Annotated in this window: 13 protein-coding genes; 6 read left to right on the forward strand and 7 right to left on the reverse strand. The window is 55.2% G+C overall.

Annotated elements, in window-relative coordinates; all coding sequences use genetic code 11:
- Positions 1 to 4 precede the first annotated feature (4 nt).
- Entirely contained in the window at positions 5 to 766 is a 762-nt protein-coding gene (locus AUQ43_RS19805; protein ID WP_062958028.1) for an SDR family NAD(P)-dependent oxidoreductase, read from the reverse strand.
- Between the two features lie 240 nt (positions 767 to 1,006).
- Here AUQ43_RS19805 and xylF point away from each other — a divergent pair, with 240 nt between their 5' ends.
- The 5 genes from xylF (at position 1,007) to AUQ43_RS19830 (ending at position 6,794) form a co-directional block, all read left to right on the forward strand.
- Positions 1,007 to 2,038 carry a D-xylose ABC transporter substrate-binding protein gene (gene xylF / locus AUQ43_RS19810; protein ID WP_062958029.1) on the forward strand — a complete coding sequence of 344 codons (1,032 nt, stop codon included), beginning with the start codon at positions 1,007 to 1,009 and terminating at the stop codon, positions 2,036 to 2,038.
- 101 nt (positions 2,039 to 2,139) lie between these two features.
- On the forward strand, positions 2,140 to 3,405 hold the full coding sequence (locus AUQ43_RS19815) for a sugar ABC transporter permease (RefSeq protein WP_198157194.1): 1,266 nt from the start codon (positions 2,140 to 2,142) through the stop codon (positions 3,403 to 3,405).
- Between the two features lie 11 nt (positions 3,406 to 3,416).
- Positions 3,417 to 4,244, forward strand: coding sequence for an ATP-binding cassette domain-containing protein (locus AUQ43_RS19820; RefSeq protein WP_181838590.1), 828 nt, complete (start codon positions 3,417 to 3,419; stop codon positions 4,242 to 4,244).
- A 17-nt stretch (positions 4,245 to 4,261) separates the two neighbouring features.
- Positions 4,262 to 5,443, forward strand: coding sequence for a fumarylacetoacetate hydrolase family protein (locus AUQ43_RS19825; protein WP_062958030.1), 1,182 nt, complete (start codon positions 4,262 to 4,264; stop codon positions 5,441 to 5,443).
- Positions 5,444 to 5,558: 115 nt separating this feature from the next.
- The gene (locus tag AUQ43_RS19830) at positions 5,559 to 6,794 is read left to right on the forward strand and encodes an ROK family transcriptional regulator (protein ID WP_062958031.1); all 1,236 of its coding nucleotides are present in this window, start codon (positions 5,559 to 5,561) and stop codon (positions 6,792 to 6,794) included.
- Positions 6,795 to 6,869: 75 nt separating this feature from the next.
- Here the strand turns inward: AUQ43_RS19830 and AUQ43_RS19835 are convergent, their stop codons facing one another.
- From AUQ43_RS19835 to araD, 3 genes are all read right to left on the reverse strand, one after another.
- Entirely contained in the window at positions 6,870 to 8,384 is a 1,515-nt protein-coding gene (locus tag AUQ43_RS19835) for an aldehyde dehydrogenase (NADP(+)) (protein WP_062958032.1), read from the reverse strand.
- A gap of 69 nt (positions 8,385 to 8,453) precedes the next feature.
- Positions 8,454 to 9,173 (reverse strand): ribonuclease activity regulator RraA, encoded by a 720-nt coding sequence (locus AUQ43_RS19840; RefSeq protein WP_062958033.1) that lies wholly within the window; start codon positions 9,171 to 9,173, stop codon positions 8,454 to 8,456.
- Positions 9,174 to 9,184: 11 nt separating this feature from the next.
- Positions 9,185 to 10,918, reverse strand: coding sequence for an L-arabinonate dehydratase (araD, locus tag AUQ43_RS19845; protein ID WP_062958034.1), 1,734 nt, complete (start codon positions 10,916 to 10,918; stop codon positions 9,185 to 9,187).
- Between the two features lie 227 nt (positions 10,919 to 11,145).
- On the opposite strand from araD, the gene AUQ43_RS19850 reads away from it, so the two are divergent.
- A complete protein-coding gene (locus tag AUQ43_RS19850) occupies positions 11,146 to 11,856 on the forward strand; it encodes a GntR family transcriptional regulator (protein ID WP_062958035.1) in 711 nt (236 codons plus the stop codon).
- A 25-nt stretch (positions 11,857 to 11,881) separates the two neighbouring features.
- Here the strand turns inward: AUQ43_RS19850 and AUQ43_RS19855 are convergent, their stop codons facing one another.
- The 3 genes from AUQ43_RS19855 to AUQ43_RS19865 form a co-directional block, all read right to left on the reverse strand.
- Complete coding sequence (locus AUQ43_RS19855) at positions 11,882 to 12,793, reverse strand: dihydrodipicolinate synthase family protein (protein WP_062958036.1); 912 nt, start codon at positions 12,791 to 12,793, stop codon at positions 11,882 to 11,884.
- Between the two features lie 237 nt (positions 12,794 to 13,030).
- Positions 13,031 to 13,840: a formate dehydrogenase accessory sulfurtransferase FdhD gene (gene fdhD / locus AUQ43_RS19860; RefSeq protein ID WP_062958037.1), complete on the reverse strand. Its 810-nt coding sequence runs from the start codon at positions 13,838 to 13,840 to the stop codon at positions 13,031 to 13,033.
- Positions 13,837 to 14,061, reverse strand: a complete 225-nt coding sequence (locus AUQ43_RS19865; RefSeq protein ID WP_062958038.1) for a formate dehydrogenase subunit delta — start codon at positions 14,059 to 14,061, stop codon at positions 13,837 to 13,839. Before AUQ43_RS19865 ends, fdhD begins: the two co-directional genes overlap by 4 nt.
- Positions 14,062 to 14,127 lie beyond the last annotated feature (66 nt).

The raw sequence follows: 14,127 nt of genomic DNA on the forward strand, positions 1-14,127 counted from the left end.
GCGATCAGACGATGCCGCCATCAACGATGAAGTTCTGCGATGAACAAGCCGATGAGACATCTGATGCCAGAAATAGCACCATCTGTGCAACATCATCTCCCACCAATCGGCGCTTTACGCATTGCTGTTCCTGAATACGTTCCTCATCCGCAGGGGAAATCCACAGATCAAGCTGGCGCTGCGTAATGATGCATCCCGGCGTCACCGCGTTAACACGGATGCCATGTCCCCCCCAATCCCGCGCAAGAGCACGGGTAAGCCCGATGATTCCGGCCTTTGCAGTCTCATACGTTACGAGATCCGGCAAGCCCATCATATAACTTACGGAACTGAAATTAATAATACTGCCCGACCCTTTTTCCTTCATGCCCGGCGCCACAGCCTGAGCACAGAAAAAATGGTGATTCAAATTGACATCAAGTCCGTCACGCCATTTTTCAGGATCAATATCTTCCGGCGTGTGGCGGTCATCGCGCGCGGCATTATTTACCAGAACCTCTATCGGGCCGATTGCAACCGACATTTCACGGACCGCCTCGGAAATCGAGGATTGCTGCCGTAAATCAAGAGACTTGTAGACCGGGGTTACGCCGTATTCGTCCTGAATGGCTGCAATAAGTTTTTGCGCAGCAGCATCATCAATATCGAAAAATCCGACACGCGCTCCTTGCGCACAGAATGCACGAACGATAGAGGCGCCAATCCCGGATGCGCCGCCTGTTACAAGCACGGACTTGCCGTCAATGTCGTGATAACTCGCTGTCATAACGTTCCCTGTCACTTTTCATATTATTTTAGGTGAATGAATTAAATGCTGCAGCGCACCATCCAATATCAGCCATAATTCAACCAATGATTATGATTTAATCCCGATTGATACACCAAATTCGCTGTTTTTAATTTATTCACTAAAAAATATTTGACAGGACGCCTTCTTCACGTCAACATTTTTTCGACAACAAAAATAAATGTCATCTAAAGACACTCACATTCAGGGAAGAAACCGATGAAAAAACTCCTATCGACGGCCATGTTGGCCGGAACCGTACTTCTGTCTGCAAATGCCTTTGCCGCTGACCTGACCGTTGGCGTCAGCTGGTCGAACTTCCAGGAAGAACGCTGGAAAACCGACGAAGCCGCCATCAAGGCCGCTCTTGATGCCGCTGGCGCCGATTACATCAGTGCTGATGCTCAGAGCAATCCTTCAAAACAGCTTGCCGATATCGAAAGCCTGATTGCCCGCGGTGCCGATGCACTGATCGTACTGGCACAAGACTCCGCTTCGATTGGTCCGGCAGTCCAGCTTGCACTTAACGAAGGCATTCCGGTTGTCGGGTATGACCGCCTGATTGAAGACCCGAACGCCTACTACATTACGTTCAACAACAAGGAAGTCGGTCGTCTTCAGGCCGAGGCTGTTTTTGCTGAGCAGCCAAAGGGCAACTATGTCTTCATCAAAGGCGCACCGACCGATCCGAACGCCAACCTTCTGCATGAAGGTCAGCTTGAAGTTCTTCAGGCAGCAATTGACGCTGGCGACATCAATGTCGTTGGCGAAGCTTACACCGACAGCTGGCAGCCTGCGATTGCCCAGCGCAACATGGAACAGTTCCTGACGGCTGCAGACAACAAGGTTGATGCAGTGGTGGCCTCGAATGACGGCACCGCCGGTGGCGTGGTCGCGGCCTTGTCAGCACAGGGCATGCAGGGCATCCCGGTATCGGGTCAGGATGGTGACCATGCAGCACTTAACCGTGTTGCTCTTGGCACCCAGACTGTTTCGGTCTGGAAAGATGCCCGCCTTCTTGGTCAGCGCGCGGCTGAAATCGCCGTCGAACTGGCAGGTGGCACGAAACTGGGCGATGTTGGTGGCACGCAAGACTGGCAAAGCCCGAATGGCGTAACGATGAAATCGTTCTTCCTTGATCCGGTTGCAATTACCCAGAACAAGCTCGACCTGGTGATTGATGCCGGCTGGGTTTCCAAGGACGTTGTTTGCCAGGGCGTTACCAATAGCAAGGTTACTGCCTGCAACTAGGCATCCCTGTTTCTTCTGACCTTGCTTAAACCCGGGGCCGACTGCATTTCCCATCTCGCGCAGATATTGTATGTCGGCCCCGCTGTATTACGAGCTTATTCATGTCACGACTGCTTTCAAAAATGGAAGTCGACCGCCGTCTGGTCGGCCTCGCCGTTGTCCTGCTGATCATCTGGGTCGGTTTTGACATTGCTTCTGGCGGGCGTTTTATAACCCCACGCAACATCTTTAATCTGTCGGTTCAGACTGCCTCTGTTGCTGTAATGGCATGCGGTATGGTCCTGATCATTGTCACACGCCATATTGACCTGTCAGTTGGGGCTGTTCTTGGCGTTCTTGCCATGATCATGGGAGTTGTTCAGACTGATTTCCTGCCACAGTTTTTTGATTACAATCATCCTTTGACCTGGGTGCTTACACTGGCAATCGGCATTGCAGTCGGTGCGATGATTGGCGGCATACAAGGCGTTGCAGTCGGCTACCTTGGTGTCCCGGCCTTTATTGTAACGCTGGGCGGACTTCTGGTCTGGCGCGGGGCGGCATGGTGGGTCACGCAGGGGCGCACCGTAGCACCGCTTGACCAAAACTTTATCCTGCTGGGTGGCGGCATCGAGGGAACGATTGGCGCGACCTGGAGCTGGATTGTTGCTCTGTTGGCGACCCTGGCGATCATCTATGCCGCAATCATGGAACGCCGTCGTCGCCTTTCATTCGAGTTTCCGGTCAAACCGATCTGGGCCGAATATACCAACACCATCATCAAGGCCGGTCTTGTTCTGGTGGTCATTGCCACCTTGAACGCCTACCACCTGCCCACCCGCGCGGCAGAACGCCTTCTTGAAAACAAGGGCATTCCGGTAACGCCTGAAAACCTTGAAATTTCTCATGGCATTCCAATCCCGCTTCTGATCGTTGCTCTGGTCGCAATTGTGTTGACCATTGTGGTCAAGCGCACGCGCTTTGGCCGGTATGTCTTTGCGATTGGCGGCAACCCGCAAGCCGCCGAACTTGCCGGCATCAACGTCAAGCGCATGACTGTTGCTGTCTTTGCGTTGATGGGTGTTCTGTGTGCGATCAGCGCGGCCATCTCGTCGGCACGCTTGCAGTCAGCAGGCAATGATCTGGGCACACTTGATGAACTTCGTGTGATTGCTGCGGTTGTGATTGGCGGGACATCCCTTGCTGGCGGACTTGGTACGATCTATGGCGCACTGATCGGTGCGCTGGTGATGCAAAGCCTGCAAAGCGGTATGGCGCTTCTGGGTGTTGATACCTCGCTGCAAAGCATTGTCATTGGCCTTGTCCTTGTTCTGGCGGTCTTTAGCGACAAGTATTTCCACCGCCGCTACAGCGATCCCAGCGCGTAAGGAGACCCGTAATGACAGATACAAAGCAGACCACCGACCCACTGGTCGAAATGCGCGACATCCACATCAGTTTTGGTGGTGTCAAAGCAGTCGATGGCGTCTCCATTGACCTTTATCCTGGCGAGGTTGTTGGCGTTCTGGGCCACAACGGCGCAGGAAAATCGACACTGATCAAAATCCTGTCCGGCGCCTACAAGGCTGATAGCGGCCAGATCGTTGTCGATGGCAAAGAAGCAAAGATCGAAACAGCCCGCGATGCGCGCGACAACAATATCGAAACCATCTATCAGAACCTGGCGCTTGCCGACAATCTTGACGCTGCCCAGAACCTGTTTCTTGGCCGTGAAATCACCGACAAGTTCGGCTTTCTTGATGATGCGGCCATGGAACACAAGGCACGCGAAGTCCTTCATCGACTGAACCCGAACTTCAAAAAGTTCACATCCCCCGTCTCGGCGCTGTCCGGTGGGCAGCGTCAATCCGTGGCGATTGCACGAGCACTGCTGTTCGAAGCCCGCGTTCTGATCATGGATGAACCGTGTGCCGCCCTTGGCGTGCATGAAACAAAGATGGTCGGCGAACTGATTGATCAGCTCAAACGTGACGGTCTTGGTATTTTGTTGATTAGCCATGATCTTCATGATGTCTTTGACCTTTCGGACCGACTGCATGTTATGAAGAACGGGAAGCTCGTCGGCAGCGTTCGAACCGAAGACGTCACCCATGACGACGTTCTTGGAATGATTATTTTGGGCAAAATGCCCGAACACCTTCTGCATCTGGCGGGTCCGGGCGCAACCAACGCCCCGGATGCACAATCTGCCGCCAACAACAGCTAAGCAAGCGAGATACCGAGATGACCAAAGGTTTTCCGACAAATACTTCCGATATCCTGCCTGATGACGCCAACCGAGCCGTCCTGATTGGTCGAATATGGGATCCACGCGTGGCAGGTCCGACGCCCGTCCTTCTTGATGGGGAAACGCTGCGTGACATCAGCAAGCTTGGCCCAACCATTAGCCAGATCTTGGAACGTGATGATCTGCTGGAAAGTCTTTCAAACGCTGCAAACTTCCCAACAGTAGCGTCGCTTGACGAAATTCTTGATCAATCGCGTCCGGATGCTGATGAAAACAACCCGCATCTTTTGGCACCGAACGATCTTCATGCGATCAAGGCCAGCGGCGTGACATTTGTCGCAAGCCTTCTGGAACGCGTCATCGAAGAACAAGCACGCGGTGACGCCAGCAAGGCCGACCAGATCCGAACCGAGATTACAGGCATCATCGGCGATGACCTGTCACAGATCGAGCCGGGCTCTGCAAAGTCTGCCGACATCAAAAAGGTGCTGATCGAAAAAGGCGCCTGGTCTCAGTACCTTGAAGTCGGTATCGGACCCGATGCCGAGATCTTTACCAAAGCCCCGGTCATGTCCGCAGTTGGGCACGGCGCGCATGTCGGCTTGCATCCGATCTCAAACTGGAACAACCCCGAACCGGAAGTGGTTCTGACGGTAACGTCGCTTGGTAAAATTGTCGGCGCGACCCTTGGCAATGATGTCAACCTGCGTGACGTCGAAGGGCGTTCGGCATTATTGCTTGGCAAGGCAAAAGACAATAACGGCTCCTGCGCCATTGGGCCGTTCATCCGCCTGTTTGACGATCACTTTACCCTTGAAACCGTCAAGTCGGCCGATATCGCCATGGCCGTTGATGGGCCGGATGGCTACCACCTTGATGCGGTCAGCTCGATGAGCCAGATCAGCCGAACGCCGGAAAGCCTTGTTGGACAAGCGATTGGAAAACACCACCAATACCCGGACGGTCTCATGCTGTTTCTTGGGACGATGTTTGCACCGACCGACGACCGTGGCGGGGCCGGCAAGGGCTTTACCCACGAGATGGGCGACCTTGTCAGCATCTCCACGCCCAGCCTTGGCAAGCTGGTCAATCAGGTTGATCGATCAGATGCCATCAAACCCTGGGATTTCGGAATCAGTGCCTTGATGAACAACCTTGCAGGTCGCGGATTACTGTAATAACGACCATGCAGGCAACCAATCCGCTTGCCAAAGCGGTGTTTGAGATGACCATATTGACCCGGTCGAGTACGTTTTTGATCGGGTTAATTTTAAAAGGATACAGTCCGACCTCATGATGCGCCGCACAGAAAGCGAGACCCCACGCCAGCCATCCCAAACCGCCATTTTGCGGTATCTGCGGGTGCACGGCCCGGCTGCGCGTATTGATATTGGCACAGCAACAGGATTGAGCCCGGCGACGGTGACCTCCCTGACAGCTGACCTTATGGCGCAAGGATTGGTCCGCGAAAGCGAAGGCGGCAACGGCAACACAAACGGCAACACACGTGGCCGCCCCAAGGTCCTGCTTGATCTTGTCCCGAATGCTGCTTGTGTCATCGGCGTTAAAATCACCATTAATCTGATCGAAATCGCTTTGGGTAACTTCAAGGGCGAGATCGAACGCAGCATTGAACACAGCATCAATACGCGTGATCTGGGATCAGAGGAGCTCACCAGAACCCTGATTGCACTGATTGATCGCTTTGTTGAACGCAATCAGGACTTCTGCAAACATCCACCGGCAGGTATCAGCATTGCCGTTCAGGGCGTGACAGATAGCAATAGCGGCGAAATCATCTGGTCTCCGGCCCTGCGCCATCGCCATATTCCGCTGGTTCGGTCTTTGACAGAGCGCTATGGCGGCGCCGTCCAGATGTCCAACGACGCAAACTGTATCGCAACCGCGATATCGCAAAACACCAACCTGCATGATGGCGGTGACTTTGCCGTGATCATGCTGGGCTACGGGATTGGCATGGGGCTTGTGCTGAACGGAAACGTTTATAACGGCGATTTCGGCACCGCCGCCGAGTTTGGCCATACCAAGTTTCAGCCCGACGGCCCGCTTTGCAATTGCGGACGACGCGGCTGTCTTGAGGCCTATATCGGGGACTACGCCATCCTGCGCGATGCCCGCGGCCTGATTGACCTGCCCGAAGCCAACAACCTGCATCCCAGCGAAGATCAGATGATGGATCTGGTTGCGCGCGCACGCAATGGCGATACAGGCCTGGCCGAGCTGTTCCGCCACGCTGGCAAGGTTCTGGGTTACGGGATTGCCAACCTGATTGCCCTGTTAGGTCCAAAACAAATCTTCATTACCGGATCGGGCGCACGCGCCTTTGACATGATGGAACCGGAACTGCGGCGCGGTCTGGCAGAGGCACAAGTCCCGGAACTCAGTCGCGGGCCGACAATTACCCATCTGGCATGGGACAAGGACCTTGCCCTGCAAGGGGCAATTGGCCAAAGTCTGCTCAGGCATGACGAAAACATGTTTCAGGCCGCAGGAACAGCCCACAACTAAATCAGTCGCCCAATCAAAAAAGCCGCCCGGTTGGGCGGCTTTTCTTTGATGTTTTCAAACGTCCTATTGCCAGGATCAGGCAATGTCGGCTGGCAACACATCCGTCGGGATGTTCTGATAGCAGACCGGGCGCAGGAAGCGACGGATTGCCATCGTTCCGACCGAGGTTGCCCCGAAGTTGGTCGAGGCCGGATACGGACCGCCATGTACCATGGTGTCAGATACCTCGACACCGGTCGGGAAGCCATTGGCCAGAACACGACCAGCCTTGTGTTCAAGGATCGGCAGAAGCGAACGGGCATCCTCTGCGTCAGAGGCATCCAGATGCAGCGTGCAGGTCAGCTGACCTTCAAGTGATTTTGCAATCTTGCGCATCTCTGCGACATCCTTGACCCGGACAACAAGACCAAGCGGACCAAAGACCTCTTCGCCCAGTTCATGGTTGGCAAGCCAGTTTTCACCAGTGGTTTCGAACAGATACGGTGTTGCATTGCGCAGGTCACACGATGTGGTCAGAACCTCTTTGACACCTGACGTCGCGGCAACACGCTTTGCACCGGAACGATAGGTTTCCGCCATGCCATCGGTCAGCATGGTCTGCGGGCCAACTTCCGACAGGCCTTCCTTGGCGGCCGCGACAAATGCATCCGCATCCGGGCCTTCGATCACAACGGCGATCCCCGGGTTGGTGCAGAACTGGCCGGCACCCATGGTAAGCGAACCTGCCCAGCCTTTGCCGATTTCCGCACCGCGCGCCTTAACAGCATTCGGCAGCAGGAACATCGGGTTGACGGAACCGAGTTCACCAAAGAACGGGATCGGTTCAGGACGGGCAGCACAAAGATCATAAAGCGCACGACCACCGCCAAGCGAACCGGTAAAGCCAACCGCCTTGATCAGCGGGTGCTGCACCAGGCTTTGTCCAACATCGCGCTTGCCACCCTGAATCAGGCTGAATACGCCCGGATGAACGCCGCATTTCTTGATGGCAGCGTCAATTGCCTGTGCGACAATTTCGCCCGTGCCCGGATGGGCAGAATGGCCTTTGACCACGACCGGGCAACCAGCAGCCAATGCCGATGCAGTGTCACCCCCCGCGACAGAGAAAGCCAGCGGGAAGTTGGACGCACCAAAGACAGCAACCGGACCAATCGGACGCTGCATCAAACGCAGGTCAGGACGCGGCAGCGGCGCACGATCCGGAAGGGCTTCGTCATAACGACGGTCCAGATATTCGCCATCAAGAATGTGGCTGGCAAACAGGCGGAGCTGACCAACGGTACGGCCACGTTCGCCCTGAAGGCGGGCTTCGGGCAGACCGGTTTCCTGCGTACCGATTTCGGTGATTTCTTCACCGCGCGCATCAATCTCATCGGCAATGGTATTGATGAGTTTCGCGCGCTCTTCGCGGCTTGAATAACCATAGGTCCAAAACGCTTCTTCAGCCGCCTTTGCAGCCTGATCAACAAGCGCAGGCGTTCCAACCGGGAAGGTATTGGCCGGACCATGGGCAGGTTCAGACTGGAAGGTCGTCTCGCCAGCGACCCAGTCTCCGGCAATCAGATGTTTTCCTGTCAGGGTATAAGACATTTCAATCAATCCTCTGGAATTCATGGATGGGGTAAAAATGGCTGCGTTACCGTCAAGGTAACCGGGACTTTACCGAGTTGCCAGCCATTCCTCATACTTTTTCTGATTCTCTTCTTTGGTGCAGGGATAAAGTCCGATGATTGACGCACCATTGGCCACCTGTTCGATCACAAAGGCCTCGTAACTTTCCATACCTGCACAGGCATCGGCGATCTCGTCTGCAAGATGTGCGGGGATCACCATGACCCCGTCCGTATCGCCAACAAGCACATCACCCGGGAAGACGGCAACATCACCACAGGCAATCGGAACGTTGATATCAAGCGCTTCATGCTTGGTCAGGTTGGTCGGGGCTGACGGGCCAGCATAGTAGGCAGGCATGTCAAGTTCACCGATCCCCTCGGCATCGCGGAAACCGGCATCTGAAACGATCCCGGCACCACCGCGCACCGCAAGACGGGTAACAAGGATCGACCCGGCCGATGCCGCTGAGGCATCCTTGCGACCATCCATCACCAGAACATGACCCGGCGGGCAGGTTTCAATCGCAACACGTTGCGGATGGTCTTCGTTGCGGAACACCTCGATCGGGTTGCGGTCTTCACGTGCCGGGATATAGCGCAGCGTAAAGGCCTGCCCGACCATGTTCTTCTTTTTCGGTGCCACCGGTCGGACACCCTGAATGAACTGGTTGCGCAGGCCCCGCTTGTAAAGCTGGGTTGCAACAGATGCAGTGGACGCGCGCATCAGTTTTTCGCGCGTGGCATCAGACAATACATATTCCGTCATGGTCGGTGTCCTTAGAAAATGTCAGGTTCGCCGGCAGTTTTGCCGAAATCGGTTTCAAGGAAGTCAAAATCGCAGCCCTGATCGGCCTGGGTCACATGGCGCGAGAACATATAGCCATAACCACGTTCGAACCGCGGCTCCGGCGGTGTCAGGGCCTTGCGCCGCGCTTCAAGCTCTTCTTCGGGCACGAGCATATCAAGCGAGCGATTTGGCAGATCAAGGCGGACCGTATCGCCATTTTTCAGAAGTGCGAGTGGCCCACCGATATAGCTTTCCGGGCTGACATGCAAAACACACGCGCCGTACGATGTGCCCGACATACGGGCATCGGAAATCCGCAACATGTCACGATGGCCCTGTTTGATCAGCGCCTTGGGGATCGGCAGCATGCCCCATTCCGGGAAACCGGGACCACCTTGCGGACCGGCATTGCGCAGAACCATGACGTGATCCGGCGTGATATCAAGGTTCTCGTCGTCGACGGCCTTTTTCATTTCCGGATAGCTGTCAAAGACCAGTGCCGGTCCTTCATGCACATGGAATTTGGGGTCACAGGCGGCGGGCTTGATCACGGCACCCGTCGGGCACAGGTTGCCCTTGAGCACGGCAAGGGAGCCTTCCTTGTAGACCGGGTTATCAAGCGGACGGATGACATCGTCATTGTAAACTTCCGCCCCCTCAAGGTTTTCACCAAGGGTCTTGCCGGTGACGGTAACGCAACTGGTATCCAGACGATCTTCCATCTGTTTCATCAGGGCGCGCAAACCGCCCGCATAGAAGAAGTCCTCCATCAGGTAATCCTTGCCCGATGGCCGGACATTGGCAATCAGCGGCGTGTTGCGGCCAAGCTCGTCGAGATCTTCAAGCTTAAGACCCACACCAGCACGTTTGGCCATCGCAATCAGATGCACCACGGCATTGGTCGAACAACCGGTCGCCATGGCAACAATGGCCGCATTTCGGCAGGACGCGTCGGTGATGATCTGATCGGGTGTCAGGTCTTCCCAGACCATTTCGACAATACGACGTCCACAATCAGCCGACATGCGCTGATGGCCGCTATCCACCGCCGGGATCGATGACGCACCGGGCAAGGTAAGCCCCATGGAATCGGCAATGGCCGTCATGGTGGATGCGGTGCCCATGGTCATGCAGGTCCCGGCAGAACGGGCAATCCCGCCCTGAATGCCAAGCCATTCTTCGTCACTGATATTGCCTGCGCGCCGTTCATCCCAGTATTTCCAGGCATCCGAACCCGACCCCAGGATTTTACCGGCATAGTTACCGCGCAACATCGGGCCGGCTGGCAGGTAGATCATCGGCACCCCGGCCGAAATCGCACCCATGACAAGACCCGGCGTGGTTTTGTCACAGCCCCCCATCAGGACCACACCATCAAGCGGGTGACAGCGAATGTTTTCCTCTGTCTCCATGGCAAGCAGGTTGCGATAAAGCATTGAGGTCGGCTTGGTGAAACTCTCATCGACTGACAGGGACGGTAGTTCGACAGCAAAGCCGCCCGCCTGCGCGACACCGCGTTTGACATCAACCACCCTTTCTTTGAAATGGGCGTGACAGGTGTTGAGCTCCGACCAGGTATTGAGAATGCCGATAATTGGCTTTCCGCGAAAATCATCTTCGGAGTAGCCAAGCTGCATCATCCGGGACCGATGTCCAAATGAACGCAGATCATCGGGGGAAAACCAGCGTGCCGATCTCAGGTCCTGAGGCTGTTTCTTACTCATTGTCTTATCCTCGGAATGTAAAACGTAACCGTGACAGCGTTGGGCGGCGATCAGACAGGCGATCTCCGATCTTGGACGCAAACACACTCATCCGAGGGTTTCCGCCGCCATCATCAAACACGGAAAGATATTCGCTTTTGACTGCTTGATATAGTAATATATTAGTGCATATCCAGCAAGACGCCTGTATACAAATTGCCTGACCAGACATGAATTGCGGGAACATCATGGTCGAAAACCTGTTCAAAGATGCACCGATTGCCAAGAAACGCCTGCCCAAACTCAAACGGGGTTCGGCCAGCACGCAACTCCATAATTCCTTGCGTGAGCGCATCATTGATCTTGAACTTGCGCCCGGCCAGTACCTGTCGCGGGTCGAAATTGCCGAAGCATATGGTGTCAGCCAGACGCCGGTTCGTGATGCTTTGCTCAAGCTAGAAGAAGAAGGTCTGGTAGATACCTTTCCGCAATCCAAGACAGAAGTTTCGCGCATTGACGTCGAACACGCGCTTGAAACGCAGTTCTTGCGCCTGTCGGTCGAGCTTGAAATCACCCGCCGTCTGGCAAATGCCAATGACCCTGCCCTGACTGTCAAAGCACACTCCATTCTTGCTCAGCAAAATGCGGTCAGCACCGCAAACGATCTTGATACCTTTGGCAAACTCGATCGCGATTTCCATTACGCGCTGTATGAGGCAGCCGGCGTTGCCCAACTCTATGGCGTGGTCGAGGCACGATCCGGTCACATCGACCGCCTGCGCAAACTCAACCTGCCAGACCCGGGAAAATCGGCATCTATCCTTGATTGCCATAGCCGCATCCTGGATGCGATTGACAAGGGCGATGCCGATACCGCCTGCGAGGTTGTCCGCGAACATCTGATGGGCACGCTTGCCACCGTCGAAGACATTCGCGAACGTCATCCATCCTACTTCTAGGACGGGTTGCCCAAACCCCTTCGACTTAGCCGATCAACCCGTTGCTCTTCATGAAGCTTGCCAGTTTTTCCTGCTGCACATCCGTCAGCGGCCAGGCGGATGGCGGACGGGTTGCGCCACAATCATCACCCAGCAGTTTGAGTGCCGCCTTTACGCCGGTAACGTTCGTGCCATTCATTTCCTCGGCCCGAACATCCTCGAATGCCTTCATCTCGGAAATCAGTTTGCGTGCCGTGGCGTAGTCACTGGCCTCAAGGGCGGCGTGAATGGCCATCGAACGTTCCGGCCAGACATTAATCAGGCCTGATGTAAAGCCGCGCGCGCCCACGGCATAGAATGCCGGCGCCCATGTTTCGGCCAACCCGCCGACCCAAACAATATCCGGGTCACAGGCATTGATCGCCTCGGCCAGTTTCATCGGGTTTGGCGTTGCCCATTTAACCCCGGCAACACCTTCGACCGCGCACAAATCAGCGATTGCTTTGGTGCCAATAGCATCGTTGCGCAAATAGAGCATCATCGGCAGGCCACCGGATGCGTCAGCAACACGTTTGATGTAGTCAACCACGCCACGCGGGGCGACAAACGGGTCCGGCGGCTGATGGATCATAAGCGCCTCTGCCCCGGCCTCGGCCGAGGCCTTTGCAAGCGCACAGGCATCACGTACACCACGACCGATTCCGGCCAGCATCGGCGCACGGCCATCGAGCATTTCGGCAACCGACTTCGCCATCGTGATCGCCTCGTCGGTGGTCAGGGCGTAAAATTCACCGGTATTGCCATTCACAACCGGGAAATGAACACCTGCAGCCAGCGCACGATCAATCACCGGCATGAGCTTCTTGGGCGCGACATCGCCATTGTCATCATAGGGCGTGACCAAAATGCCTGAAATCCCTGACAAAACATCGCGCAATTCGGTTTTTGAAAGTGCCATGGTTTCCTTATCCCCGTGCCGTATCCCGCAGGTACCGAACCAGTCGGCACAGGCGTGTGCGGGATCGTCTTGTAATATTTACTTACATCTTGAATAACAAGTATCGCACGCGATGGCAATTCCCTTTGTTTACACACGGAGCTTTAAACCCCACACGCCAAGGACATGTGCAGGTGCACCTGTCGTTAAGACAAGCAGTCAAAGGAAATTTACAAGTTCGGGAAGATTATTGGTCGGTCAGGCAAACCGGCGGAACAGCCCGCGCCGTTCACGGCAAATCATGGTAAGGCCCGCTTTTCGGGCAAGGTTCACTGCCGTCAAGGTGGGGCCCGAAAGCGTTACAAGCCCACCTACGCCAAACTGTACGGTCTTGATGACAATTTCATAGGAACAACGGCTGGTCATCAGAACGAAACCGCCAGCCGGATCAATCCCCAGCCGCGCCACAGCGCCAAGCACCTTGTCGAGTGCATTGTGACGACCGATATCTTCGCGGACCACAACGATGTTGCCGCGTCCATCAACAAATGCACTGGCATGCAGCAACCCGCCACCTTCGCGATTGCGGGTCTGATGTTCGGGAAGCGCATCAATCGCGCGCAAGACGACATCCTGTGACAGGCTAGATGGGGTGACCGTCCCGATCTTGTCCATCGCAACAGCATCAAGCGATTGCACACCACACAAACCACAGCCGGACCGGCCTTCAAGGGTGCGTTGACGATCTGCAAGGCGATCAAAAACATCCTCGTGAAGGTCTGCTTCAATCACATAACCCTGCAGGGTCTTGCGCACATCGCGCAGGGTGATCTGGGAACTACTGTCAGCAATTCCTTCTGACAGGGCAAAACCCACCATGAAATCTTCAAGGTTGTGGGGCGACACCATCATCACAGCATAGGAGTGCCCATTGAATGTCAAAGCAGCCGGAACTTCCGGCTGCAACATGATGGGGGTATCATCAGTGCCATCATCGCCTGAAACGGCGCGCGCAAGATCAACGTCACGCCCGTCCAGAATGCGATTTTCAGATGGATTGGCCGTCATGCGTCTTCCTTGACCTTCCGGATCTTTGGTGCGGCTTTCAGAACCAGAGGATGGAAGTCGGCATTGCCTTCCGCGATCATGTCAAACAGTTGCTTGCGCATGCGCGGTTCCCAGAAATCGCTGATATGGTTGGCGACACCTTCGGCAGCCTCATTCTCGGGCTGGGACTTGAAAAAGGTCGCGATCTGATTGGCCATGTAGACAAGTTTGTCAGGTGCCATTGCGGTTCACTCTTTGACTGTAAACTTCAGAGACAGACAGGAAATACCAGACACTGGATCAGGTGA

It is taken from the genome of Thalassospira sp. MCCC 1A01148 (assembly GCF_001613795.1).
Classification (GTDB): Bacteria; Pseudomonadota; Alphaproteobacteria; order Rhodospirillales; family Thalassospiraceae; genus Thalassospira.